This is a genomic window from Gilliamella sp. wkB308 (genome assembly GCF_001690185.1).
GTDB lineage: Bacteria > Pseudomonadota > Gammaproteobacteria > Enterobacterales > Orbaceae > Gilliamella > Gilliamella apicola_I.
In genome coordinates this window covers 101911-127821 of the sequence record NZ_LZGN01000040.1, presented here as the reverse complement: position 1 = coordinate 127821, position 25911 = coordinate 101911, and the positions used below count along the sequence as shown (strand labels likewise).

General features: G+C 35.6%; 21 protein-coding genes. 15 read left to right on the top strand and 6 right to left on the bottom strand.

The genetic code is table 11. The features are described from left to right. The 3 genes from A9G10_RS12905 to A9G10_RS11015 form a co-directional block, all read left to right on the top strand. A partial coding sequence (locus A9G10_RS12905; RefSeq protein ID WP_218837299.1) for a hypothetical protein occupies positions 1-216 on the top strand: 216 nt, incomplete at its 5' end. 71 nt (positions 217-287) lie between these two features. Then, a complete protein-coding gene (locus tag A9G10_RS12520; RefSeq protein WP_081299197.1) occupies positions 288-1700 on the top strand; it encodes a hypothetical protein in 1413 nt (470 codons plus the stop codon). Position 1701: 1 nt separating this feature from the next. Beyond that, on the top strand, positions 1702-2229 hold the full coding sequence (locus A9G10_RS11015; RefSeq protein WP_065557806.1) for a tail fiber assembly protein: 528 nt from the start codon (positions 1702-1704) through the stop codon (positions 2227-2229). Here the strand turns inward: A9G10_RS11015 and A9G10_RS11010 are convergent. From A9G10_RS11010 to A9G10_RS11000, 3 genes are read right to left on the bottom strand one after another with little or no spacing between them, the layout of a single operon-like run. Further along, entirely contained in the window at positions 2226-2558 is a 333-nt protein-coding gene (locus A9G10_RS11010; protein ID WP_065557807.1) for a tail fiber assembly protein, read from the bottom strand. The genes A9G10_RS11015 and A9G10_RS11010 overlap by 4 nt on opposite strands. Position 2559: 1 nt before the next feature. Beyond that, entirely contained in the window at positions 2560-2973 is a 414-nt protein-coding gene (locus A9G10_RS11005; protein WP_065559602.1) for a hypothetical protein, read from the bottom strand. A gap of 10 nt (positions 2974-2983) precedes the next feature. After that, positions 2984-3868: a tyrosine-type recombinase/integrase gene (locus A9G10_RS11000; protein ID WP_065558141.1), complete on the bottom strand. Its 885-nt coding sequence runs from the start codon at positions 3866-3868 to the stop codon at positions 2984-2986. Positions 3869-4253: 385 nt separating this feature from the next. Here A9G10_RS11000 and prmB point away from each other — a divergent pair, with 385 nt between their 5' ends. The 11 genes from prmB (at position 4254) to recB (ending at position 18875) form a co-directional block, all read left to right on the top strand. Further along, positions 4254-5147, top strand: coding sequence for a 50S ribosomal protein L3 N(5)-glutamine methyltransferase (prmB, locus tag A9G10_RS10995; protein ID WP_143426007.1), 894 nt, complete (start codon positions 4254-4256; stop codon positions 5145-5147). 29 nt (positions 5148-5176) lie between these two features. Beyond that, on the top strand, positions 5177-6247 hold the full coding sequence (gene aroC / locus A9G10_RS10990; protein WP_065559600.1) for a chorismate synthase: 1071 nt from the start codon (positions 5177-5179) through the stop codon (positions 6245-6247). A gap of 13 nt (positions 6248-6260) precedes the next feature. Then, positions 6261-7016 carry a TSUP family transporter gene (locus A9G10_RS10985; RefSeq protein ID WP_065559599.1) on the top strand — a complete coding sequence of 252 codons (756 nt, stop codon included), beginning with the start codon at positions 6261-6263 and terminating at the stop codon, positions 7014-7016. 424 nt (positions 7017-7440) lie between these two features. Next, positions 7441-8364, top strand: coding sequence for a LysR family transcriptional regulator (locus tag A9G10_RS10980; protein ID WP_065559598.1), 924 nt, complete (start codon positions 7441-7443; stop codon positions 8362-8364). Positions 8365-8505: 141 nt separating this feature from the next. Beyond that, the gene (rpsO, locus tag A9G10_RS10975) at positions 8506-8775 is read left to right on the top strand and encodes a 30S ribosomal protein S15 (RefSeq protein WP_065559597.1); all 270 of its coding nucleotides are present in this window, start codon (positions 8506-8508) and stop codon (positions 8773-8775) included. Positions 8776-9082: 307 nt separating this feature from the next. Next, complete coding sequence (gene pnp / locus A9G10_RS10970; RefSeq protein WP_065559596.1) at positions 9083-11197, top strand: polyribonucleotide nucleotidyltransferase; 2115 nt, start codon at positions 9083-9085, stop codon at positions 11195-11197. Positions 11198-11223: 26 nt separating this feature from the next. After that, positions 11224-12075, top strand: a complete 852-nt coding sequence (gene nlpI, locus A9G10_RS10965) for a lipoprotein NlpI (protein WP_065559595.1) — start codon at positions 11224-11226, stop codon at positions 12073-12075. 376 nt (positions 12076-12451) lie between these two features. Then, a complete protein-coding gene (locus A9G10_RS10960) occupies positions 12452-14218 on the top strand; it encodes a DEAD/DEAH family ATP-dependent RNA helicase (protein ID WP_065559594.1) in 1767 nt (588 codons plus the stop codon). A gap of 454 nt (positions 14219-14672) precedes the next feature. After that, complete coding sequence (locus tag A9G10_RS10955; RefSeq protein ID WP_065559593.1) at positions 14673-14969, top strand: YfcZ/YiiS family protein; 297 nt, start codon at positions 14673-14675, stop codon at positions 14967-14969. A 10-nt stretch (positions 14970-14979) separates the two neighbouring features. Next, positions 14980-15435, top strand: coding sequence for a phosphohistidine phosphatase SixA (sixA, locus tag A9G10_RS10950; RefSeq protein WP_065559592.1), 456 nt, complete (start codon positions 14980-14982; stop codon positions 15433-15435). Then, positions 15414-18875 (top strand): exodeoxyribonuclease V subunit beta, encoded by a 3462-nt coding sequence (recB, locus tag A9G10_RS10945; protein ID WP_065559591.1) that lies wholly within the window; start codon positions 15414-15416, stop codon positions 18873-18875. Before sixA ends, recB begins: the two co-directional genes overlap by 22 nt. Before the next feature lie 137 nt (positions 18876-19012). Here recB and A9G10_RS10940 read toward each other — a convergent pair whose 3' ends face one another. Next, on the bottom strand, positions 19013-22102 hold the full coding sequence (locus A9G10_RS10940) for a beta-galactosidase (protein ID WP_065559590.1): 3090 nt from the start codon (positions 22100-22102) through the stop codon (positions 19013-19015). A gap of 428 nt (positions 22103-22530) precedes the next feature. On the opposite strand from A9G10_RS10940, the gene A9G10_RS10935 reads away from it, so the two are divergent. Next, positions 22531-24243, top strand: a complete 1713-nt coding sequence (locus A9G10_RS10935; RefSeq protein WP_065559589.1) for a carbohydrate porin — start codon at positions 22531-22533, stop codon at positions 24241-24243. Positions 24244-24421: 178 nt separating this feature from the next. Here A9G10_RS10935 and A9G10_RS10930 read toward each other — a convergent pair whose 3' ends face one another. Together A9G10_RS10930 and A9G10_RS10925 are read right to left on the bottom strand one after the other, a co-directional pair. Then, complete coding sequence (locus tag A9G10_RS10930; RefSeq protein ID WP_065559588.1) at positions 24422-25447, bottom strand: BtrH N-terminal domain-containing protein; 1026 nt, start codon at positions 25445-25447, stop codon at positions 24422-24424. A gap of 32 nt (positions 25448-25479) precedes the next feature. Beyond that, positions 25480-25911 (bottom strand): hypothetical protein, encoded by a 432-nt coding sequence (locus A9G10_RS10925; protein WP_065559587.1) that lies wholly within the window; start codon positions 25909-25911, stop codon positions 25480-25482.

Genomic DNA, 25911 nt, shown 5'->3' with positions numbered 1-25911 from the left:
ATTGAACTTGGTTTTCCTGTCGCTGTTTTATGTACTGTTTACGGTTCAAAATTATTTAACTTGCCAACATTCGGAAATTTGATATTTGATATTTTTTCTACAGCAATAAATGAGAGTGTTTGTCTTCATCTATTAGTCAATATTAAAGGAAAACATATTACAAATTTCCCAAAAATTGAAAACATCCCCTTTATAGATATTAGAAAATATCAATAGAATCAGGTTTTCTGAACCTTATCTTTTAAAAATACTTTAATTATATTTATTGTTTAACTTTGAGGAAAGTTATGTCTTGGTATAAAACAGGTACAATTACAATTACTAATGGTAGTAAATCAGTAACGGGTATTGAGACTAAATGGGCAAATCCATTAATTGGTGTTTGTTCAGGTCAAATGTTAATATTAAAAACAAAAAATTCAATAGAAATATGTGAAATAGCGTCTGTTCAATCTGATACACAGTTGACGCTAGCAAATGAATATATTGGCGATACAAAAACTGGGGTTAATTACGAAATCCCAACATCGCCCAATGTTTCAATTGAGGCTTTAGCGTTGCGAATATCCGAAATGCTGAATTATTATCAAATTCAACTTGACGCTTGGCACACAATATTAACAAGTGAAAACGAGGTCACCCTAACCGCTCCAGACGGGCGACAGGTTACGATAAAATCACAATATGCAATTTCAAATGAACTGGCTAAACTTTTAGAGGAAAGTAAAAGCTATGCGGAACAAACAGTAAAAAACGCCGATACAGCCATAGATGCCAGCTCATCGGCGCTCAATAGTGCGGCATCAGCAAAAAACAGTGCTGATAGCGCCAGCTCATCAGCCACAGCTTCAAGTAATTCAGCTCAAAAATCTAGTAATAGTGCAAATTCAGCCAGCCTATCCGAAAACAACGCCAAAACATCTGAGCTGAATGCTAAAAAATCGGCAGAGGATGCCAAAAAAGCCGTATCCTCAATTGACACTTCAGTTTTCATTAAAAAATCTGGTGTAGATAATCAGTTAATTGACGGCTCATTAGATGTTAAAAATTTAACTGAAAATTCTCAGCGAGTTTACTCACCTAATAATAAACCAACGGCGGATGATATTGGTACTATTCCTGCTGTTAAAAAACAGGTAAACGGATCACCTATTTACGTGGTAGGTGGTCATTTAGTGTGTTCTGACTGGATAGGGAAATGGGATTTTATGCCAAATCGTCGTGATGAATTGCCGTTCGGCTGGTATTTTAGGAACGGAGACAATTATTTACTCAGTTCGCCACAGGGGCAGGCTCTAAATAGTTTATCTAGTAATTATAAAAAAGATCATCGCATTACCATTAAAACTATTAACGGTCTACAATATATTAATGTTCCAACAGCATTTGCGCCAGATGGTAGAGGTTTTTTTATACGTGCCGTTGATGGAACTACTCGACAGGTAGGTCATGTTGAGGATGACGCTATACGAGACATTTATGGGCATTTCGATGCTGGAGTTGTAGATCACCATGATGTATACGCTCGTGGCGCATTTAGAGGTTCGACGGCAATCTATCCAGAAAACGGTGCATCTCCACCCCAAAAAAACTGGGCAGCATGGGGGTATGATTTCCGTGCGTCAAATGTAGTACCCACTGCAAACGAAAATAGGGTTTTGAATATTGGAGCGACCCCAGCTATTTATTTAGGAGTTTAAAATGATCAATTATTATTACGATAACACAAACGAATTCAGACCGTACACACATCAATTAGATGCTAACGATGATACAATGCCGCCTGACAATGCGTTACGGGTTGCCCCAGAATTTAGGAGTGGGCATTATCCGTGCGAAAAAAACGGTAAATGGATTCTCATCGAGGATCATAGAGAAAAAACAGCCTATAATATCGAAACACAGGAGGCTATTGAAATTGATTATCTAGGTAAAATTAAAGCGGGATTCACCCTATTACAACCGTTCGAATTTTGTAAATGGAATGGTGAAAAATGGGTACTCGATGAAGAGCAAAAAAAGTCTTTTATCATTAAACTAAACCAATCAAAATTAGCAAATTTGTTATCTGATGCCAATAATGAGATAGAAATCTTGAATGACAAAATAGAGCTTGAAATAGCAACAGATGATGATAAAAAACAAATGAAAAAATGGAAATTGTATCGTATACAGCTAAAATCCATTGATACAAATAAATTAGATATTGAATTCCCAGCTAAGCCCTAAACGGGCTTTTTGGGGAATGTAACATTTATATCTGAGGTATCCACACGAGTTAATAATATGCGGTATTTCTTCCAGTTTTTTAACTGTTCTTCTTCATTATATTCTTGCATATCTAAATCGATAATATCCTGAAGCACCGCTATTTTTTCGTTAGCCTCGTTGATTAGTGAAATTTTCATAGTTTGATTTTGCAGTATAATTTGCTCATCAGACAAATGAATGGGCTCAGGATCAACAATCATTAGCTTGCCATTTATGTTTTTTAACGCCCTCCCTTCTCCGTTCGCTTTTATTGCTAATTCAGCATATTCTGTGTTTGTGTATGTCATGTTAATGCCCCCTTACTGTCCATCTAATCCAAGCTTCGCCAGTCACTGGTGAATACGATGCTAACCAAAACGAGGTTAAGTATAGTTCAGCATAGGCATAATCAATATCACCCCACAGCCCGCTGTTCACTTTATCAACACTCACTCCATAGTTTTGTGTTTTCATAGGTATTAGCAAATTAATTAAAGTGCCACAAACAGCATTTGGGGCTGGGGTTCGTGCAATAATAACGCCAGATTGTTCAATGAATCCGTTTGAATATTTGTTATACCAGCTATCACCGTTCACATATGATTCAACTATGTATATTCTATTGTATAACTGATCGATTTTGTTGTTAATATTAGATACATTAGCAATAACTGATTCCCCGTTAACAGTTAATTCAGCAAAATCAATTGGGTTACCTACCACGTAAATAGGTTTAATTTATTCTCAGTTTTTTATATTCACGACCTCGACTATCATTATATTTATCAGTCATTTGCTGGGATTTGTGACCCAATAATGTCATGGTGTCAATGCGTTGTTCTCTATATAAACGTTCTGATAGTGATCTGATTTCGTGAAATGTGGTAGGTGTTCCGTCCCAGTAATTCCGGCTAAAAACTCTATCGCGTAATCGTGAAAACTGACGCGTTATATCGTCTAATTTTATTTTTTCATTGTTGAGACATATTAAATAGTCATTATCAGTTGATTCAATAATGTCTCGTAAACTAGTGCTTATTTTTTTACATTCCAATTTTATCGGTAGCGCGATTTTTGCACCTGTTTTATATTGATCTATTAATAAATAATTTCGTTTAATATTTGATTTTTTCATTTCTGCTATATCAGAACGGCGTTGCCCTGTAACTAGCGCAAGCGTCATAGCATCATACATTATTTTATTTCCTGTTTTTTCCGCCTCATTTAAAATTTTCTTAAACTCAACAAATGTCATTCGTGAACGTTTCACAGTAACTTTAGGACATTTTATTGGTTCGGCGGGGTTCCTGTCATTCCAGCCCAGTGCGTATGCTTCTCGGAAGATATCTTTAAGTAAGTGGTACATGCACTTAGCGGACGGAGCTTTATCTTGATCTGTATAGATTTTGATAATTTTTGCAACATCGGGTGGTGTTATTTGTGAGATCGGTTTAGCGCCTATTTGCTGACGGATAACTTTTAGCAAATACGTTTTTATTTCGATTGTTTTGGGTTTTAAATTACGTTCGGCAAGAATTGTAATATATTCATCAAGCCAATTGTTAACGGATTTTGGATGAGTATTTTGGGGTTTAAATAATTTAGATATAAAAAACATGATTGCCTCATTAAGCTAAAATGTTTTTTATATCTGTTAAATTTATATTTATCAAGTCATTATTAAAAAATACTCTCCATGACTCACTATTATGATTGAGAATGAATAATTGAATATAATAAAATACTTTGATAATATTTTGCGTAGTTAAAAAATTCATAAATGAATTAAAATTAATTCTAAAATGATAGATTATCATAATGAATATATTTAATTTATTTAACTTACTTTCTTCACCCTATATTGCGAATAATTAAATTGTTGAAATAAATGAGTGATACAATTTTAACGGTTTGTTTAAACACTCGATTTGCGATATTTTTGAGAATAAGATGACCTTCATTGACGAATGATATCTTCCTCTCCTCGATCTTTTGGAGCCATTATGGAAAACTTAAGTACTGTTCAGGACTTTATTCGCTGGACAACTTCACAACTCAGTCAATCAGAAATTTATTTAGGACATGGAACGGATAATCCTATCGATGAATCAAAACAACTTATTTTAGCCAGTTTAGGATTATCATTATCTATTCCTCCAGAATTTTACGCGGCCAATCTGACGGAAGAAGAAAGACAGTTTCTGTTTGATATTATTCAAAAGCGAATTGACGATCGGGTTCCAACTCCTTATTTAACGAATCAAGCGTGGTTTTGTGGACATAGCTTTTATGTTGATGAACGAGTTTTAATACCTCGTTCACCGATTGGTGAATTAATTGATGATCATTTCAAAACGCTACTTACCACACCGCCTCGACATATTTTAGATCTTTGTACCGGTAGTGGTTGTATTGGTATTGCTTGTGCTTATGCTTTTCCTAAAGCGCATGTTGATATTACCGATATTTCGCTTGAGGCAATCGATGTTGCTCAAACTAATATCGACTTGCATGAAATGAACTTTCAAGTTACCCCTATCTTATCGGATCTTTTTGATGATTTACCGGTAAAACAGTACGATCTTATTGTCTCCAATCCACCTTATGTTGATGATGAGGATATGAATGATTTGCCAGAAGAATATTTATACGAACCGAAACTGGCGCTAGAAGCCGGATTTGATGGATTGGATTTAGTAAAACGAATTTTGCGTGATGCGATTAATTACTTAACACCCGAAGGTATCCTTGTTTGTGAAGTAGGCAATAGTTGGGTTAGTTTGCAAGAACAGTATCCAGATGTTCCTTTCAATTGGATTGACTTTGAGCGTGGTGGATTCGGGGTATTTTCAATCACACAGCAAGACTTGGTGAAATATCATCACTATTTCAAATAAATATATGCATTAATCGGGATAAGGTTATTATGTCTGGAAACTCAATCGGAAAATTATTTAAAGTCACAACGTTTGGTGAATCGCATGGTGTTGCATTAGGATGTATTGTTGACGGTGTACCACCGGGATTAGCATTAACTGAATCAGACTTACAAATAGATTTAGATCGCCGTCGCCCAGGCGCATCTCGTTATACAACCCAACGCCGAGAACCTGATCAAGTTAAAATATTATCTGGTGTATTTGAAGGGGTAACAACTGGTACAAGTATTGGATTAATGATTGAAAATACCGATCAACGTTCGCAAGACTATAGCCAAATAAAAGATATTTTTCGACCTAGCCATGCAGATTACACTTATCACAATAAATATGGGATAAGAGATTATCGAGGGGGAGGACGTTCTTCTGCTCGTGAAACTGCGATGCGCGTAGCGGCAGGAGCAATAGCTAAAAAATATTTATATGGGAAATTTGGTATTCAAATTCGTGGTTATTTAGCACAAATGGGGGATATTGAGTGCGAATTAAAAGATTGGCAGCAAGTTGAACAAAATCCATTTTTTTGTGCAGATGAATCGAAACTGGAATCGCTCGATCAATTGCTTAGATCGTTACGAAAAGAAGGCGATTCGATTGGTGCTAAAGTTTGCATTGTGGCTGAAAATGTTCCTGTAGGATTGGGGGAACCTGTTTTTGATAAATTAGATGCTGAACTCGCTCATGCTTTAATGAGCATCAATGCGGTAAAAGGGGTTGAGATTGGCGACGGATTTGCGGTTGTCACTAAACGAGGAAGCGAAAATCGAGATGAAATCACACCAAATGGTTTTTTATCTAACCATGCTGGTGGTATCTTAGGCGGGATAAGTTCCGGACAAACGATAATAGCTAATATTGCGCTGAAACCCACGCCAAGTATCGAAATATCAGGTCGTTCAATAAATATATTTGGAGAATCGGTTGATGTTTCAACCCATGGGCGACATGACCCATGCGTGGGTATTCGTGCAGTTCCGATAGCTGAGGCAATGGTGGCTATAGTGCTGATGGATCATTATCTTCGTTATCGAGCTCAATGCAGCGACGTAAATTTATGATGAGCAATCATTTATGAGTGATGAAATACTCGTTTTATTATTTGCCATCGCCATTTTAGCTGGTTTTATTGATTCAATTGCCGGTGGCGGAGGTCTATTAACTGTGCCAGCTTTACTCGCTGTAGGACTGCCACCCGCTAGCGCTTTAGCAACAAATAAACTACAAAGTTGTGGTGGATCTTTTTCAGCTAGTCTCTATTTTATTCGTCAACGCATGGTTGATTTAAAACAGCAAAAGTGGGCGATTGTATTTGCTTTTATTGGTTCCGCTATAGGTACGATTTCAGTCATCCATATTCAAGCTGAATTTTTAAAACTTTTATTGCCAATACTGACCATTAGCGTAGGCATTTATTTTTTACTTTCGCCAAAAGTTGGTGAGGATGATCGTAAAAGTCGTTTCTCTCTCATTCAATTTGCACTTATACCTGCTTTGGGAATCGGTTTCTATGACGGATTTTTTGGCCCCGGTGCAGGTTCATTTTACGCTGTGGCTTATATTACCCTTGCAGGTTTTAATCTCACAAAAGCAACGGCAAATACTAAAGTATTAAACTTCACCTCAAATTTAGCTGGCCTAATCTTTTTTATTTTAGGTGGAGAAGTCGTCTGGTCAATTGGTCTGATTATGTTAATCGGTCAATTTATCGGAGCAAGGGTAGGCGCTAAAATGGTAATCACTAAAGGGCGCAAATTAATCAGACCTATGTTAATCACCGTTTCGACCATTATGAGCATCAAACTAATCTACGAAAATTTTTTTATTTAATGGCAATAGATACGAACAAGGATAAGTCAACTTTGTTCAAGGTCGATTAATAGGTAATTATCATGATTCATATACATGTTTATTGAATCAAAAAGATGCTATAACTGGTCAGCTAGACAATTTTTAAAGCGGTAGAATCAATTGGCTCTATTCATTAACACACGCAATTACGTTGCAAAATTAATCTCTTCGTTTACTCCATTCACCCATCACTTATAAAACCTGTTAGTCTAGATTTTCAACTCCTCATTTAGTTAACTATCCCAATTACATTTCATTTGGTAAACAAATAAATTAAATAGTATTGTGCCTGTATGTCAGATTTAATTTTAAACAATCAGTTAGTGCACATCTGCTAATTTTTGGTATATAGTTAACAAGATACTATTCCGTAATGGGCTTATACGACTTAATAAGTGACGCTATGAAACTACAACAATTACGCTATATTTTAGAAATTGCTCGTTCAGGTTCAATTAATGAAGCTGCAAAAAATCTCTATATTACGCAACCAAGCTTATCCACAGCAGTTAAAGAGTTAGAAGCAGAATTTGGTATTGAGATTTTTGTGCGAACGTCTAAGGGAGTTTCATTATCTACTGATGGCGTTGAATTTTTGGGTTATGCGAAACAAGTTTTAGATCAAGCTGAATTATTAGAACAACATTATTCAAAAAAAGTCCCCTCAAAACAACTTTGTAGTATTTCCACTCAACACTATGCATTTGCTGTCAATGCATTTGTGAATCTGATCAAAAAAAATCATACTGATGAATATGAGTTTACTCTCCGTGAAACCAGAACTTACGATATCATTACCGATGTGGCTAATTTACGAAGTGAAGTTGGGATTTTATATTTAACAGATTTTAATCAAAAAGTGATTCTACGCTTACTGAAAGAACATCGATTGACATTTCATCCGCTATTTGAAGCCCACCCCCATGTATTTATCAGTACCAATCATCCTTTATCATCGATGAAATCGTTAACGTTAAGTGATCTTGAAAATTACCCTTATTTGTCTTTCGAACAGGGGGAATATAATTCCTTTTATTTTTCTGAAGAGATTTTAAGTACCGTCTACCATAAAAAAAGTATTCATGTGAGTGATAGAGCCACCTTGTTTAATTTGTTGCATGGGTTAAATGGTTATACGATTAGTACTGGTGTATTAAGTACGGATTTAAATGGGTCTGATATTTTATCCATACCACTTGAAGTTAATGAAAAAATTTTGATTGGTTGGATTACTTCACAAAAAGCCCAATTAAGTCTGTCTGCACAAAATTATATTGAAGCATTGAAAAAATTAATTCAAGAAGAGTATGGCTTTGAACTTAAGTAAACTTATAGTTACGTAAATCAAATTGCTATTTTAATAAAATTCAGTATAATTGCGCCCAATTCATATTTATATGAATACCGAGGTGTGTCTGAATTAGAGATCGGACATGCCATGTTTTATACTAATTTTATGAGGTTTATTATGTCTCTAACTGTAGAAGCTAAAGCGAAAATCGTAGCTGAATATGGTCGTGGAACTAACGATACAGGTTCAACTGAAGTTCAAGTTGCTCTTTTAACTGCGCGTATTAATGATTTACAAGGTCATTTTTCTGAGCATAAAAAAGATCACCACAGCCGTCGTGGTTTATTACGCATGGTATCTAGCCGTCGTAAATTATTAGACTATTTACGCCGTAAAGATATCGAACGTTACAACCAATTGATTCAAAAATTAGGCTTACGTCGCTAATCAAAATCTACTTAAAAGAGGCCTAGGCCTCTTTTTCGTTGTTAAAAATTTGAGCTTTGCTATAATGCTCAGCTCGAAAGTAAATTAATTCGTTTTTGTAAATCAACACATTAAAAGATTGTATCTCATGTTTCGCGCGACTAATGAGAGCTCTATAATTTATAGAACTGTCATTAGTCGTGACAGTGAAATAATCTTTTGTTGATGACCCTACATTGTTGAAATAAAAAAATCAATAAGTTGTACTTAAAACTACTGCCTGTCGAGCTTTTCATTTCAACAGCATTATTAACAAGAGGATATTATTTTGTTTAATCCAACATATCAAAAATTTCAATATGGACGTCACACTGTTACTTTAGAAACAGGTATTTTAGCACGTCAAGCATCGGCTGCGGTCATGGTTAATATGGACGATACCGCTGTATTTGTCACGGTGGTGGCTAATAAAAAAGTTAAAGAAGGACAAGACTTTTTCCCTTTAACAGTTAATTATCAAGAACGTACTTATGCTGCCGGTCGTATTCCAGGTGGATTTTTTAAACGTGAAGGTCGTCCAAGCGAAGGCGAAACACTAATTGCACGTTTAATTGACCGTCCATTACGTCCACTATTTCCTGAAGGATTTGTTAATGAAATTCAAATCATTGCAACAGTCGTGTCAGTCAATCCGGATGTTAGTCCAGATTTAGTTGCAATGATAGGTGCTTCAGCTGCACTTTGCTTATCAGGTGTGCCTTTTCATGGCCCAATTGGTGCCGCTCGAGTTGGTTTAATTAACGATGAATTTGTATTGAACCCATCAGTAAAAGAACTTCAAAATAGCCGTTTAGATTTAGTGGTTGCCGGTACAAAAAGCGCGGTATTAATGGTTGAGTCTGAAGCTGATTTATTAAGCGAAGAGCAAATGTTAGCTGCAGTTGTATTAGGTCATGAGCAACAACAAGTTGTCATTGATAACATTAATGAATTTGTGGCGAAAGCGAATCGTGAAAAATGGGATTGGGTTCCACCAGTTAAAAATGAAGCACTATACAATGCGGTTTCTGAATTAGCGAAAGATCGTCTTGGTGAAGCTTACCGTATCACAGAAAAACAAGCTCGTTATGCGCAAATCGATGTGATCAAAGAAGATGTGCTAACCACTTTAAAAGCGCAAGATGAAGAACTTGATGAAAACGAAGTGATGAACATTATTATTGATTTGGAAAGCCAAATTGTTCGTCAGCGCGTTATCGCTGGTGAACCGCGTATTGATGGTCGTGAAAAAGATATGGTTCGGGCACTGGATATCCGTACCAATTTATTACCAAGAGCACATGGTAGCGCCTTATTCACTCGTGGTGAAACTCAAGCGTTAGTCACAGCAACATTAGGTACTGAACGCGATGCACAGATTATTGATGAATTAACTGGCGAATATACTGAACGTTTCTTATTGCATTATAACTTTCCGCCATATTCTGTCGGTGAAACAGGTATGGTTGGATCACCTAAACGTCGTGAAATTGGTCATGGGCGTTTAGCTAAACGTGGTGTAGCTGCGGTCATGCCTAGCCAAGAAGAGTTCCCTTATACCGTACGTGTCGTATCTGAAATTACCGAATCAAATGGTTCATCGTCTATGGCTTCTGTTTGTGGTGCTTCACTTGCATTAATGGTTGCTGGTGTGCCAATCAAATCATCAGTTGCAGGTATTGCAATGGGATTAGTTAAAGAAGGCGATAAATTTGTCGTATTATCAGATATTTTAGGTGATGAAGATCATCTTGGTGATATGGACTTTAAAGTAGCCGGAACTCGTGAAGGTGTGAGTGCATTACAAATGGATATCAAAATTGAAGGTATCACCAAAGAAATCATGCAAGTTGCCCTTAATCAAGCGAAAGGTGCCAGATTGCATATTTTAACAGTGATGGATCAAGCGATTAATAAACCGCGTCAAGAAATATCTGAGTTTGCCCCACGTATTTATACAATGAATGTTAATCCGGATAAAATTCGTGATATTATCGGTAAAGGTGGCGCAACGATTCGTGCATTAACCGAAGAAACAGGCACAACCATTGAAATCGCTGATGATGGCACAGTTAAAATTGCAGCATCAGATGCAAACAAAGCTAAAGATGCGATGGAACGTATCAATAATTTAGTTGCTGATGTTGAAATTGGTAAAATTTATACCGGTAAAGTCACTCGAATTGTTGATTTTGGTGCGTTTGTTTCTATTATTGGTGGTAAAGAAGGATTGGTTCATGTTTCTCAAATCGCTGATCACCGTGTCGAAAAAGTAGCTGATTACTTAAAAGTAGGACAAGAAGTCAATGTGAAAGTCCTTGAAATTGATCGTCAAGGTCGAATTCGTTTAAGTATGAAAGATGCAATTGAACCAACAACGGAACATTCACCAATTACTGAATAAAAAAATTAATCATTAGGGGTTTTAAAATGAAACTTTTCAACCTGAGGATTGTCTGCTTATTAATAGCTGTTATTCTATTGTCAGGTTGTTCAAGTTCACCGCTCCTTTTGGCTATTCCTGAGCAAGTTTCATATAATGATGAATTGAAAATTGCTCAGATTAGCCAACAATTATCCCAAAAAAATATTGATACTGTTACCCGAATGCAGCTTATTTTTGAAAGGGGAATTGTTTATGATTCATTAGGTTTTAAAGCATTTGCCCAAATTGATTTTTCTACCTTATTAGGTTATAGCGCTGACATTCCAGATATTTATAACTTTTTAGGGACTTATGCTTTAAGAGAAGGTGACTTTGATGTTGCCTTAATGTCTTTTAATACAACTTTAGAAATCGATCCAGCTTATGCTTATGCATATTTGAATCGAGCAATCACGTTGTATCGTACAGGTCATTATCAATCAGCTAACCGAGATGCACTTCAGTTTTATCAATATGATGTGAATGAGCCAATTAGATTATTATGGCTTTATCTGATTGAAAATGAGATTGATAAAAAAACAGCGTTAAATATGCTACAAGATCGTTATGATCGGTTAAATGATAAATCGATTTATAGTAGCCATATTGTTGCATTTTATTTAGGTAAAATTAATGAATCTAAATTGATGCAAAATCTTCAAGAAGGCGTTGAAAATAATCGGCAATTAGCTGAGCGTCTTTGTGAAACCTACTTTTATTTGGGTAAATATTATCAGAATAAAGGTGATAATGAGCGTGCCAAAATGTTATTTAAATATGCTTTAGCTAATAATATTTATAACTTTGTTGAACATCAACAGGCACTCTACGAAATGAAGTTACTTGAGGAAAAGTAACATGGGTCATGCCAGTTTTAAAAGTGAAAATATTGTTATAGTTTAGTTCTGATTGACTATTAATACTTGTTCAAGTTATTGATGAGTCGTTGATTAGTTATATCCTTAATCGGATCAGAGTATTGCGCAAATGTGATATTTGTCCATATAACATTCACAACAATAATCAATTATAGTATCGGTAATTAATTTTTGATGTGAATCGTAAATTTTCAATTTAGTGAGCTGGCATAAATTTATATATAGCTTTCTTTTCAAGGAAATGCAATTAAACATTTAACTATATTGAGATGAATTACATTATTTCATTAGGCTTAACTGTTTAGTAATTAAAATAGAAAGTTTATATATATTATAAATTTATAAGCGAGTTTACATGACAAATGAAGTTTCTTTTATTGACCTTGGTTTATCCGAGGACATCCTTAACGCATTAAATGATCTTGGTTTTAGCAAACCATCCCCCATTCAAGCTGAATGTATTCCATTATTATTAGATGGAAAAGATGTGCTTGGTATGGCGCAAACCGGAAGTGGAAAAACAGCGGCTTTTTCCATTCCATTTTTAATGAACATTGATGCCAGCTTAAAAGCACCACAACTATTAGTGTTAGCACCAACACGTGAACTTGCAATACAAGTTGCTGATGCCTGTTCAGAATATTCAAAATATATGAAAGGGGTGAATGTATTAGCCCTATATGGTGGTCAGCGTTATGATGTGCAATTGCGAGCGTTAAAACAAGGACCGCAAATTGTAGTTGGCACGCCTGGACGGTTATTAGATCATTTAAATCGTAAAACATTAGATCTTTCAAATCTTAAAGGTTTAGTACTTGATGAAGCCGATGAAATGCTAAGAATGGGCTTTATTGATGATGTTGAAAATATTATGGCTGCCATTCCTGAAGATCATCAAACAGCGCTATTTTCAGCAACCATGCCTGCGCCAATTCGCCGTATCACCAAACGATTTATGCATAATCCAAAAGAAGTACAGATAAAAGGGACAAATCAAGCAGCGCCTGATATCGATCAAAGCTATTGGTTAGTGCGAGGAATGCGTAAAAATGAGGCAATAATACGTTTTCTTGAAGCAGAAGATTTTGATGCTGCAATTATATTTGTACGAACAAAAACAGCAACGCTTGATGTCGCTGAAGTGCTTGAAAAACACGGGTACAGTTGTGCTGCATTAAACGGAGATATGACACAGCAATTAAGAGAACAAACACTTGATCGATTACGTAATGGTCGTTTAGATATTTTAATTGCAACTGACGTGGCAGCACGCGGATTAGATGTTGAACGTATTAGTTTAGTTATCAACTATGATATTACCTTAGACTCAGAATCTTATGTTCACCGCATTGGGCGAACAGGTCGTGCAGGTCGTGCAGGTCGTGCAATTTTATTTGTTGATAGCCGAGAACGTCGTTTACTAAAAAATATCGAGCAAACAATTAAAAAACCGATTCCAGAAGTGGGGTTACCTTCTAAAGAATTATTAGAAAAACGCCGTTTAGTTAAGTTTAATCAGCAAGTACAGCAACAGCTTGAAAGTAATGATTTAGAACAATATCAAGCGATACTGAGCCAAATCCAAACAGAAAGTGGTGCAGACCTAGAAACGATTGCAACTGCTTTATTAAAACTTGCACAAGGTGAGCGCCCATTAATTTTACCGCCTGATCCAGTATTCAAACCATCTCGTGAAAATCGTGAGCGTGATAGTCGTGGTGGTGAGCGTCGACTACGAGGCGATAATCGAGAGTCGCCAAAACGTCGGGAACGTCGTGATGTGGGTGATATGGATATGTATCGTATTGAAATTGGTAAAGAGAACGGTATTGAAGTTCGACATATTGTTGGTGCTATTGCTAATGAAGCAGATATTAGTAGTCGTTATATTGGTAACATCAAACTTTATGAAACCCATTCAACGGTTGAGTTACCAAAAGGAATGCCAAAAGATATCCTTAAACATCTGGAAAAAGTACGGGTACTTAATCAACCAATGAAAATGAGCTTGGTCAGTGGTGCTCAGTCAGATGCTAAACGAGGACGTAAAAGTAACCGAACAGAATCAAACGATAAAAGTTTTGCAAAAAAACGAGGTCGTTCATCTGCACCTAAATTTTAATCAAATAACCTCTACCATTCGGTAGAGGTTTTTTTACTTTTTTTGTGTTCTAAATCTTTTTTTAAGATTACTCAAACATTAACTATCTCAATTAAATTCAATCGAAATAATCTACATTGAACGCCTTTTTGGTTAAACGGATTTGAATTCATAACAAAAGAATACCTTAACAAAACTGAAAATAAAGCATTAAGTTAACTCTAAACTCAATCGTTGATTTGCTGGTGAACGTTACTAACATATAGACAGGGTTTATTTTAATTTTCTCAATTTCAAAAAACTCATATTACAACTTAGATTTTTGATTCCGTTTAGTCAATAACAAGGTTGTTTTATCTTTTAAAAAAAGTTATCAAAGTAAAGCTATTCTAAATAAATTAGGATGAGAATTTTGCCCTTAGATAGGATTGAGAGTATACTACTGACAATTTAATCGGTAAAACAGAGGTATGGCATGACAGATTCTTTAAATAAATGTAAAGCAAATGATACTCCAGCGTGTTGCTGCGTAGATGTTGGCACAATCATAGATAATGAGGATTGCACCGCTGAGTATGAGCATGTCTTTACGACAGAGTCAGAAGCTCAAGCTAAATTAGCATCTTTAACTCAAGCAGCAAAAGATGTTGCAACAGAACCTTGCGAAATTAATAGCAGTATTGATAAAGTTGATGGTGGTTTTAAATTAACGGCAAAATTTACCTTTTGTTGTGGCGCTGAATGCTTGATTTTTCAATTAAAATTACGCTAATTGGAGAGTAATGAAAGTTTGTATTATGAGGCATGGTGAAGCAGGTTTTTCTGCTTCATCCGATTCAAGTCGATACCTTACGCCTTTAGGAATTCGACAAGCCATTCAAGCTGGGCAGTGGCTTAAACAACAAAATTTTCAATTTGATATTGGTTTAGTTAGCCCATATTTACGTGCTCAGCAAACATTAGCAGAGTTATCATCACAAGTTTCTGTTTCAACGGTAGAAACAGATAAACTGTTAGTACCTGGCGGTAATCCTGAATATATTGCCAATTTGTTATCGACATTTCCTTCTCAAGGTTTTGAGCAAGTGATTATTGTTTCGCATCTTCCTTTAGTTGGATATTTGGTGAATGAGCTTTGTCCTGATATCTCTCCGCCCATGTTTCCGACTGCATCAATTGCATGCATTGAGTTAACATCAACTATTGGTAAGCTTGAATGGTTTCATCAGGCGGAATAAAAAAACTCAATCTTTTTGATTTACCGTTAACAGGCCGAACACTGATTGAAGCATCGGCAGGTACGGGTAAAACCTATTCGCTTGCCTTTATATATTTAAGGTTACTGCTTGGCATTGGTGAAAATAGCTATCCTACACCGCTTGATGTTAGCCAAATCTTAGTGGTGACCTTTACCAAAGCGGCCACTCAAGAGTTACGTTCACGTATACGACAAAACATACAAGAGTTAAGACTGGCATTATTAAACGGTGAACATGATGATCCTATTTATCAGCAATTAATGACATTGATTGTTGATCGTCGACAAGCGATTCAACGACTTACTGAAGCACAACAATCAATGGATGATGCAGCAATTTACACGATTCATAGTTTCTGTCAAAGAATACTAACTAGTCACGCGTTTGAGTCTGGCGTGTTGTTCGAACAAAAATTAATTACTGACGAGTATCAATTGCAATTGCAAGTCGTGCAAGATTTCTGGCGATACTATTTTACACCTCTTGATAAATCGTATGCTTATTTAGTTCGAGATTGTTGGAAAGAGCCGGCGGAATTATTAACCGATATTACCCCTTATTTATCCAATACCTTTAATGAGAAAACTGAATTAAACCCCAATATTACTGAAGCAATAGCTGAGTTTTATCAGCAAAATTTTAAAAGAATTGAAACGGTCAAAAAAGCATGGTTAAAGTATGTTGATCAATTAGCGGATATTATTAATCAATCGGGTGTCAGTAAACAATCTTATAGTAGCCGATATCTGCCTAATTGGCTTTTAAAAGTTTCTCAATGGGCTAACAGTGAAACGCTCACGTTTGTGTTACCTAATGAGCTTGAGAAATTTTGTCAATCTGTTTTGGTGAGCAAAACAAAAGAAGGAAAAACCGTTCCAAGTCATATTGTTTTTACTGAAATTGATACGCTGTATGAGTGTAAACTGGATTTGCGAAGCCATATTTTAATGGATATTGTAACCATAATCCAAAAAGGTATTTATGATGAAAAAATTAAACGCACTGAGATAAGTTTTAATGACTTGCTTTGGCAGCTTAATCGGGCATTAGTAACACGAACAGGAAAACGATTAGCACAAAGTATTTCAACGAAATATCGGGTTGCGTTAATTGATGAATTTCAAGACACCGACCCAACTCAATACCAAATTTTTGATCGTATTTATGATAGCAAGCGATCTGATACAGGATTATTATTTATCGGTGATCCGAAACAAGCTATTTATAGTTTTCGTGGCGCCGATATTTTCACTTATCTTAAGGCGAAACGTTCAACCGGTGATAATTATTTTACTATGGATGTGAATCACCGTTCCTCATCAGCTATGGTAAATGCGGTAAATCAATTGTTCGCCTATCATGAAAATCCGTTTGTTTTTAATGATATTCCTTTTTTACCGATGAATTGCGCTGAAAAAAATAAGCAAAAATCATTGCTAATGAATGACCAAGAAAGCAATGCTTTAACCGCTTATTTATTGCCAGAAGAAGTAACAACCAAAGCGGACTATCAAGAGCAGATGGCAAATTGCTGTGCTAAGCAAATCGTAAAATGGTTATCGGACTCTTCAATTTTAATTAATGATAGTACGGGTTGCCGCCCAATAACGACGTCAGATATAGCAATTTTAGTACGAACAGGTAGAGAAGCAGAAATTATTCAGCAAAAATTAGCCGTTTGTGGCATTAAAAGTGTCTATTTATCCAATCGTAATAGCGTGTTTGAGTCAGATGAGGCTAAGGATGTGCTTTGCCTTCTGCAAGCGGTATTGATGCCAGAAAATGAAGCCGCTTTACGTTTGGCTATGATGACGGCGTTATTAGGACATACGATGTCTGAACTTGAACAAATCACTGATGATCAAGATAAATGGGAAAGCTTAGTAGAAGAATTTAAGCAGTATCAGGTTGTATGGCAATATTATGGCGTATTGGTAATGTTACGTCGAATGATGAAAAAACGTCACCTAGCAGAAAATATTCTTGCTCGACAAGACGGAGAGCGTATTTTAACTAACTTTATGCATTTAAGTGAGTTATTACAAGAAGCGGCAGATGATTTAGATAGTCCACATGCATTAATACGTTGGTTAACCAAACAAATTGTTAATCCAGATTTTAATCTCGAAAATCATGAACAGCGTCTTGAAAGTGATGAAAATCTAGTCAAGATTATCACTATCCATAAATCAAAAGGTTTAGAATTTCCAATCGTTTGGTTACCTTTTATTTGCCAATATCGTGTGTCTGATACACAATTTTATCACGATAAAAATAACGATTTTCAACAAACTTATGCATGGATGTTAACGGATGAAATAAAACAGCAAATTGAAGATGAACGCATGGCGGAAGACTTACGTTTATTGTATGTTGCTATGACACGATCCGTTTATCATTGTAGTATTGGTCTAGCTTCTATGAAGAAAGACCAATCAGCTATTCATTATCTGTTAAAAGGTGAGTTAAATAATATAGCGGCCATGGCGGATCTCATTAATGTGGAATTACCCCTTGAAAATGATAAGTACACTGCTCATTGTCAGCTAAATCAATCTTTAACGGCTAATGTATTTAAACGGAAACTTTGTCATCAGTGGCGTGTAACCAGTTATACGGAACTGCAAAAACATCACGCTGTTTTTACAATCAATCCAGAAATTATCAGCGATTGGGATGAACAGACGCCAGAATCCCAAGCCGCTTTGCAGACCGAATTAACCTATGATATTCACCATTTTCCCAAAGGGGCGTATGTGGGGACTTTGCTGCATAAGATAATGGAAAATGTTTCTGAGAAGAATATCGAAACCTTGTGTAGTGAAACAATAACAAAACTCAATTTAGATCAAACTTGGCAAGCTATTTTATTGGATTGGTTACAACAAGTGTTATCCACAACGCTTAATCAACAAGGTTTGGTGTTATCAGATGTATTAACAGGGCGATGTATCAATGAATTACAATTTTATTTTCCGATTCGTGAAGCAGTAAGTTGTGAACAACTTGATAGCATTTGTAAAACTTATGACAACTTATCTCATCAATGTCCAACACTTGATTTTGAAACAGTACAAGGCATGCTGAAAGGATTTATCGATTTGGTTTTTGAATATCAAGGGAAATATTATATTATTGATTATAAATCAAATTGGTTAGGTTATTCAGCTGAAGATTATGGACAAAAAGCATTAGAACAGGTGATGTGTGAGCATCGTTATGAGTTGCAATATCAACTTTATAGTCTTGCGTTACATCGTTTTTTGAAAAGCCGCATACCCAATTATCAATATCAAACCCATTTTGGGGGAGTTTATTATCTTTTTTTACGTGGTATGCCAGACCATGGTATCTTTTACCATCTTCCTGAACAAGCTTTTATCGAAGAGTTAGATAAGCTATTTGATGGTGTTAGTTAAATAGGTTGCTAGTTGTTGTACCTCAATCTCAGTTTTTGATATTTGAATCGATAGCTTTAACTGCTTGTTAAGCAAATTACGATAAAGCACAAATTTATTATGCCTTATCGTTGTTCATTTTTAGCATTCGTAACTTTTTAATTAACCTCGAAGGTTAATTGATAACGATAATGTTTTTTAGTTAATAAAAATTCAGAATGGACATTTGGCGTCCATGAATCATCACCACCAATCCCCATATGAAAGGCATCAATACTCACATAAGCACACGGCTCAGCCACTAAAAGGTGACGATGTGTGACCGCCATTAACTGTTGAGTACCATATTGATTGATGTTAAATTGAAATTGCTGACCTGTGATCGTCATTTCATTCAGTATTAATTTTTTTACATCACAACGTAAACCATTTTCACAAGGATAAATATAAGGTGTATAGAGTTCAGAAAAAGGTAATGACCATTTGCAAAAAATGGCAGAGTGTTTACGGTCTGGATAGTTTTCGTGTGGTCCTAAACCTAGCCATTTAACTTTTTCTGGGATTTCGTTAAGTTGAAATGTCAAACCAATACGCGCAGGCGCTGGCATATTGTTGGCAATATCAACATCAACCGTTAGCGTTAAATAGCCTTGCTGATCAAACTGATAAATCCATTTGCTTTGAATCACTCTTTGACCTTCATAAAAATAACCGTGCAACGCTTCAATAATGATAGTGTTGGATGATTGTGAAGCTTGTACACCAAGACACTTATGGGTTAAATCAAAATAACCTGCTGCTTTCCATTGTTCAACCCAGGCAAATGGATTGTTATTGCTATCATAGTCACCACTAATACCAATATCGTTATCAATTGGTGCTCGAATAAATTGGTCACAAAACGGTGAAGCCAATAATGGTTTATCCTCTTTAGTCCATTGATTAAGAAAACCAGTAGTTTTATCAAATAACCAATTTTGATTTTGATGAGAAATTAAATAATTATTTTTATTTTCCTTTAATGTCATCGGTGTTTTAAGCTTGCTAAGCTTAAGAGGCGGAATAAAGACATTCTCAAGTTGCCACTGTTCCCAAGCGACAAGATGGCCAACTGGTGACCATGGGGTTTCTTCTTTTTGAATAATAATGACAGAAAGATGAACATCTTCACAATTGATATAGTTAGGTAAGCTATCAAGTAACTTTATTTTGATTGTACTATCTGGTTGCATATCAAGGGTAATTTGACCACTTCGTTGTTTATTACCATCGATTAGGATCTCCCATTGTAATAGTTCATTATCAGTACGTCGAAATAAATATTCGTTGGTTATTTCGACAACTAAAGGTTTTTGACTAATGAGTTTAAATTGAAAAGGTTGCTGAACTTTTTTGGCTTCGATTAAGCTTGGATGCGGTTTTCGATCGGGAAAGACTAAGCCATCCAAGCAAAATTGCCTATCGTGATAAGCCTCGCCAAAATCGCCGCCATAAGCCCAATAACTTTCTCCTGTTGATGTATGGCAACGAAGACCGTGGTCTGCCCATTCCCAAATAAAACCACCTTGTAATCTTGGATATTGCCTAAATGCTTGCCAATATTTATAAAAAGCACCAAGACTATTTCCCATAGCATGGGCATATTCACATAAAATAAGTGGACGTTTTTCATCGGGCAGCGATATCCATTTTTTTATAGCCCATTTAGGTACTTTGGGATGAGGTTGATCTTGGTCTACTCGAGCGTACATAGGGCAAATAATATCGGTAGCAGCCGTATTTGCTCCTCCTCCTTCATATTGAACGGGGCGAGTTGGATCATTACTTTTGATCCAAGCATAGAGTGCATCATGTGATGAACCGTGCCCGGATTCATTACCGAGTGACCAGATAATAATAGACGGGTGATTGCGATCCCGTTGCACCATGCGTGTAACCCGTTCACTGTATGCGGCGAGCCAATAGGGATCATCTGATAAACGGGACATAGGGAACATGCCATGAGATTCAATATTTGCCTCATCGACCAAATAAAGTCCATACTGATCACACAGTTCGTACCAACGAGGATCATTGGGATAATGACTGCAACGTACTGCATTGAAATTGTGTTGTTTAATCAGTTTTATGTCATGAAGCATCGCTTCTTCAGTGATAGCATAGCCTTGATCCGGATAAAACTCATGGCGATTGGTACCTTTGATAAGTAAAGGTTGACCATTAATACAAAGCTGCCCATGTTTGATCTCAACCACTCGAAAACCAATATTATAAGCTTCGGATTCTATAAGCCCGATCTTTTTATGATATAAACTGATTACGACACGATAAAGATTAGGTGTTTCAGCGCTCCATAATTCAGGTGAAATAACCGGAGTATGACAAAACAGGCGATCATGATAGCCCCCTTTTTCATCAATGGATTCGGTACCAATCAGTTGAAATTGTCCAGAAATCAATTCACCATTTTTCCATAATTCAATGCCAATATTTAATTGATCCATATTGTCATTGTGTTTTACGTCAACTTGTATCGATAACGTAGCATTTCGATAACAGGCATCAAGTTCTGTCTTAATTTGAATATTTTTTAGATGGGATTTAGGTTTATTAAGTAGCGAAACATTTCGAAAAATACCGCTTAATCGCCACATATCTTGATCTTCAAGATAGCTTCCATCACACCATTTTAAAACTAAGACGGCTATTCTGTTTTGCCCAACTTTTAAGTAAGGGGTTAAGTCGAATTCCGCAGCGATTCGACTGTCTTGCGAATAACCCACCCATTGACCATTACACCAAAGATGAAAAGCAGAACTAACACCATCAAAAATAATTCTAGTTTCCCCTTTATCTAACCATGCTTGCGTAATATTGATATAACGAGAATAACAACCTGTTGGATTATCGTCAGGAACAAACGGGGGATTATAAGGAAATGGATAACGTATATTGGTGTAAATTGGTGCATCGTAACCGTGTAGTTGCCAATTAGATGGAACGGGAATGGTGTTGGTGTCTATCTCTCTTTCTAACCATAATTCCGGAACGTGTTTGGGATTATCAAAGTAGCTAAAAAACCAATCTCCATTTAAAGATAATATCGATTCTGAATCAACATTATTTTTAGCTTGTAATTTATCACGCCAACTGTGGAATTTAGAATGTGTCGGAAGCCTATTAATACTAAGAACTGATAAATTATTCCAATCATTTCTACTTATGATTGTATCTAAAGAGAGATTCATTTTTTCACCATTTTAATCTTAACAATTTAGTACTAAATGATTTACGTTAATCTAACCAATTTTTGAATGCGAATTATTATATCTAAATTAGGACATACAACAGTGAACAATATAACATTTGTCTAATCGGAATCATGTATAAAATTGTAAGTTTCTTAATTCTGTTTATTTTTTTTTGTTTACGGTTACATTTTTTATCTTTAAATAACTTTTAATTACTGTGACTTAAGTCACAACATCAGGATTTTATTTTTGAAACCATTTTTTTATTTGTTATATTGAAAACGCTAATTATTAGCTTTTGGATTGCTACCGATATTAAACGGGCAAAACCTAAAGAATAGTTGTTGTTACCTATTCTTTAGGTTTTTTTTTGTCTTAAATTTATAAGACTGATGAATAAACAATTAAATTATGAGTAGAGAAAAATGAAATATCTAACAAAATCATTAATAAAAGTAAAACCTAAGCGAATTGTTTTAATTACCATGCTCGGTTTATTTTATTTGCCTAATGCGATAGCTGCTACTCAAGATGAGTTAGAAGCAAGAATTAATTTATTAGAGCAAAAATTAATTGCGCTAAGTAATGAATCTATCGATTTGAAAAAACAGCTGATTGAATCAAACAAGCAAATTGCTCAGTTAAGTCTTAATTTAGAAAAGCAACAGTTAGTGATAAGCAATCAACAAAAAGAGATAAAAATACAAACCGCCGCACTTAAACAACAAAAATCAGATAATTTACAATCTGTTAGTATTACGCATCCTACTAACAATAACGCGATTGTGTTAGTCACTGATAGCCAAACTAATGAAGAAGAGAACAGTAATATTGCCGCTAAAAAATCGTTTACGTTAACAGAATTCAAAGATTATATTAAAGAAGAGATTGGATTTTCCTTTAATGGGTATTTTCGTGGTGGTTGGTCAACATCGACGAATGGTAAACCCAAAAATTATGCCGAAGGCGCTTTAGGGCGATTTGGGAACGAATATGGAGGATGGTACGATCTTGTCTTTAGACAAAAAGTGTATGATCAAGATGGTCGTCGAGTGGATGCTATTGTCATGATTGATGGTAATGTGGCAACCGATAAAGCGGCTGGATTGTTCAATACGCAAGATGACAATATTATGCAATTTTCTGATATCTACTTAGCCACTAAAGGATTTGTTCCTCTCTTTCCTGAAGCGACTTTGTGGGTAGGTAAACACTCTTTACCGTATAATGAAATTCAAATGCTAGATTGGAAAACCCAAAAATCGCCAGCTGGTGGGGGTGTCGGTATTGAAAATCTGGAAATAGGTGTTGGGACGCTAGATTTAGCATTGTTACGTGCTGATGTGAATGTTAAGGTCAATAAAAAAACAGCGGGAACAGAGATAACTAAAGTAAGGCGTGAAGATGTTGATATCAATGAAATCGAATTGCGTTACCGAGATATTCCTTTATGGCAAGATGCATTGTTTGCTATTAATGCCCGATACTCAGCGCCCAACAAATCGAAACTGCAAGATGATGTCACCGTTAAAAATGCTTGGTTAGGTAGCGTTGTTCTACGACAAAATAACTTTTTTGGTGGCTTTAATCAGTTAACACTACAAACTGCAACCAATTCCGTTGCATCCCATTTAGCCAATATCAACACCAATAACCCAGAATTTGCCGCTAATGCTAATAATGACTATATAGGTAAACACAATGGCGGTAAGGCTTATCGATTAGTTTCTGAAGGTGAGGCGTATTTATTTGATAATGTTATTGTGGCGCATGCGTTAGCTTTAACAACCGGTAAAGATGTTTATTCTTATGATTTAAACTTACCTCATACAGATTTTACCAGTTTTAAATCAGCAGTAAGACCAGCTTATATTTGGGATCAATATAACCAAAGTGGTGTTGAAATTGGTTACTTTAGACAAAAAAATAAAGTTAATGGTCGAACTTATAAAGAAGAAGGTTACAAAACAACCCTGTATCATTCATTTAAAGTAGGTGAAAGTATTTTATCCTCTCGCCCCGATATTCGTTTCTATCTATCGTATATTGAGTCATTGAATAATGATATTAGTAAATTTGAATTTAATGGCAAAAAACATCAAATTAGTTTTGGGGTGCAAACTGAAGTGTGGTTTTAATTTAATTGATGAAATAGAGACCTAAATGAGACGAATTTTGATATGAATAATAAAGTAATTTATTATTCATATCATTTGAATTCGTGATAATAGTCTCTATTTTTTCGACATTTAAATTTTTTTAAAAGCCTTTATCATTTGTTTTTGAACATCAAAATACCCCGTTATCATTAGCTGTTCAAGCTATTTTTTTGATACTTTGACTGAGTGATCGCCAACATTTTTTTTCACTATCGGCAACTTGATGTAATAACTCAGATACCTCATTAAATCCAGTTTCGTTCAAATTTCGGCATAATTTTACTGTACGACTAGCAAATTTACGCCACGCATCGCCAATATTAGTCATATTATCGGCAGCCTCAAGCAATAATGGTTTATGATTTGATGATAAATGATCTGCTGCCTCCTGAAGAAATGAAGCATACATGTAACGAAAACCGGCTCCACCTGTTCCGATTTCCTCCTGCATTCTAACAATATGACCTAGATAAAGTTTTTTATATTGATCACTTTTCATCGAATTTTTTAGTTTTTGAATTCGATTAGCTAAAAGATGAATCCCTTTAATACCAATGAAAGGTAAAGGGGCTTGCATTTGACGTGCATTTTTAAGGATTGCACTGCGAATCACTTGTGATAAATTTACAGGGTGATCCTGTTTTTGGGCATCTTCTAATGTATACATTAATCCTTTTCCTGCCAATGCACCTTTAGCAAAACGAGCCCGTTCTAAGTCTGATGCTGAGCATTGAACTGGTGATTCCATAACCGGATCGCTAATCAAATATTGTTCTGCTTTTTTCCCATAGACTAAAATATTATGCGCATTAAAATGAAAGCGTAAAGCATCGGGAATATAAGGTAACCAAAAAACAGAAGTTTGTAGCCCAACTAGTTGATTGTTGTCTAATGCTTGATCCAATTTTTGCATGCCTTGTGTCGAGGAGACAAATTTTTGCATGTTCAATTTAATGCCTAATCGTTTGCAAGAATTACGAATAATTGTTTTTGGTGGCATACGATAAGCGATGAGTGGCATACCCGAAAGTTTTATAATGGGCAAATAGGCAAATGTCAGTGCAGAAGATAAACCAAAGAGCATGGGTTCACTGTAATTAAAACCGTGGTGTTTAAGTAGCGTCGACATAACACCGCTTTCACAGTGTGCGGTGTGCTGATGTTGAAAATGATGAATTGTCATTCTGTTGCCTGATTATACAAAGTCTAATAAGTCTATTTAAATGGATAATTGTTTTGCGTTCGATTGTCTTCAGTCGGAAGCTGTTTTAGCTGTTCAATGGATAAATTAAAGACTTGTGCATAACGATTTAATTTTCTATCTGATAATTTTTTGAAAACCTGTGGTTTGAAATGCCGTTTGATTTGCCATCGAAAAAAACCACTTGTTTGAGCAAGGCTGGTGATATCATGACGATATAAAAACATATAGTAATAGAGTGATGAGCGTTGATCATTCTTTACTGCATGATAAGCCAACTGAGTTTGTTCAGCTAATGCATCTACCGCTTGTAATGTAACAAACTCTTCATCTTCCCAACCGCTGGTAGTTGCTTTTGTATAACTTCCATTTTTAACAGCATAAACCACTTTGGCATGACCGCCATAAGTTTTACTTTTATCTTGTGGAATTTGATTAATATCCAT

Excerpts from the sequence above, each read along its gene's own strand:
- A9G10_RS12520 (WP_081299197.1), top strand. The coding sequence starts at position 288 with ATGTCTTGGTATAAAACAGGTACAATTACAATTACTAATGGTAGTAAA.
- A9G10_RS11015 (WP_065557806.1), top strand. The coding sequence starts at position 1,702 with ATGATCAATTATTATTACGATAACACAAACGAATTCAGACCGTACACA.
- A9G10_RS11010 (WP_065557807.1), bottom strand. The coding sequence starts at position 2,558 with ATGACATACACAAACACAGAATATGCTGAATTAGCAATAAAAGCGAAC.
- A9G10_RS11000 (WP_065558141.1), bottom strand. The coding sequence starts at position 3,868 with ATGTTTTTTATATCTAAATTATTTAAACCCCAAAATACTCATCCAAAA.
- prmB (WP_143426007.1), top strand. The coding sequence starts at position 4,254 with ATGGAAAACTTAAGTACTGTTCAGGACTTTATTCGCTGGACAACTTCA.
- aroC (WP_065559600.1), top strand. The coding sequence starts at position 5,177 with ATGTCTGGAAACTCAATCGGAAAATTATTTAAAGTCACAACGTTTGGT.
- A9G10_RS10985 (WP_065559599.1), top strand. The coding sequence starts at position 6,261 with ATGAGTGATGAAATACTCGTTTTATTATTTGCCATCGCCATTTTAGCT.
- A9G10_RS10980 (WP_065559598.1), top strand. The coding sequence starts at position 7,441 with ATGAAACTACAACAATTACGCTATATTTTAGAAATTGCTCGTTCAGGT.
- rpsO (WP_065559597.1), top strand. The coding sequence starts at position 8,506 with ATGTCTCTAACTGTAGAAGCTAAAGCGAAAATCGTAGCTGAATATGGT.
- nlpI (WP_065559595.1), top strand. The coding sequence starts at position 11,224 with ATGAAACTTTTCAACCTGAGGATTGTCTGCTTATTAATAGCTGTTATT.
- A9G10_RS10960 (WP_065559594.1), top strand. The coding sequence starts at position 12,452 with ATGACAAATGAAGTTTCTTTTATTGACCTTGGTTTATCCGAGGACATC.
- A9G10_RS10955 (WP_065559593.1), top strand. The coding sequence starts at position 14,673 with ATGACAGATTCTTTAAATAAATGTAAAGCAAATGATACTCCAGCGTGT.
- sixA (WP_065559592.1), top strand. The coding sequence starts at position 14,980 with ATGAAAGTTTGTATTATGAGGCATGGTGAAGCAGGTTTTTCTGCTTCA.
- recB (WP_065559591.1), top strand. The coding sequence starts at position 15,414 with ATGGTTTCATCAGGCGGAATAAAAAAACTCAATCTTTTTGATTTACCG.
- A9G10_RS10940 (WP_065559590.1), bottom strand. The coding sequence starts at position 22,102 with ATGAATCTCTCTTTAGATACAATCATAAGTAGAAATGATTGGAATAAT.
- A9G10_RS10935 (WP_065559589.1), top strand. The coding sequence starts at position 22,531 with ATGAAATATCTAACAAAATCATTAATAAAAGTAAAACCTAAGCGAATT.
- A9G10_RS10930 (WP_065559588.1), bottom strand. The coding sequence starts at position 25,447 with ATGACAATTCATCATTTTCAACATCAGCACACCGCACACTGTGAAAGC.
- A9G10_RS10925 (WP_065559587.1), bottom strand. The coding sequence starts at position 25,911 with ATGGATATTAATCAAATTCCACAAGATAAAAGTAAAACTTATGGCGGT.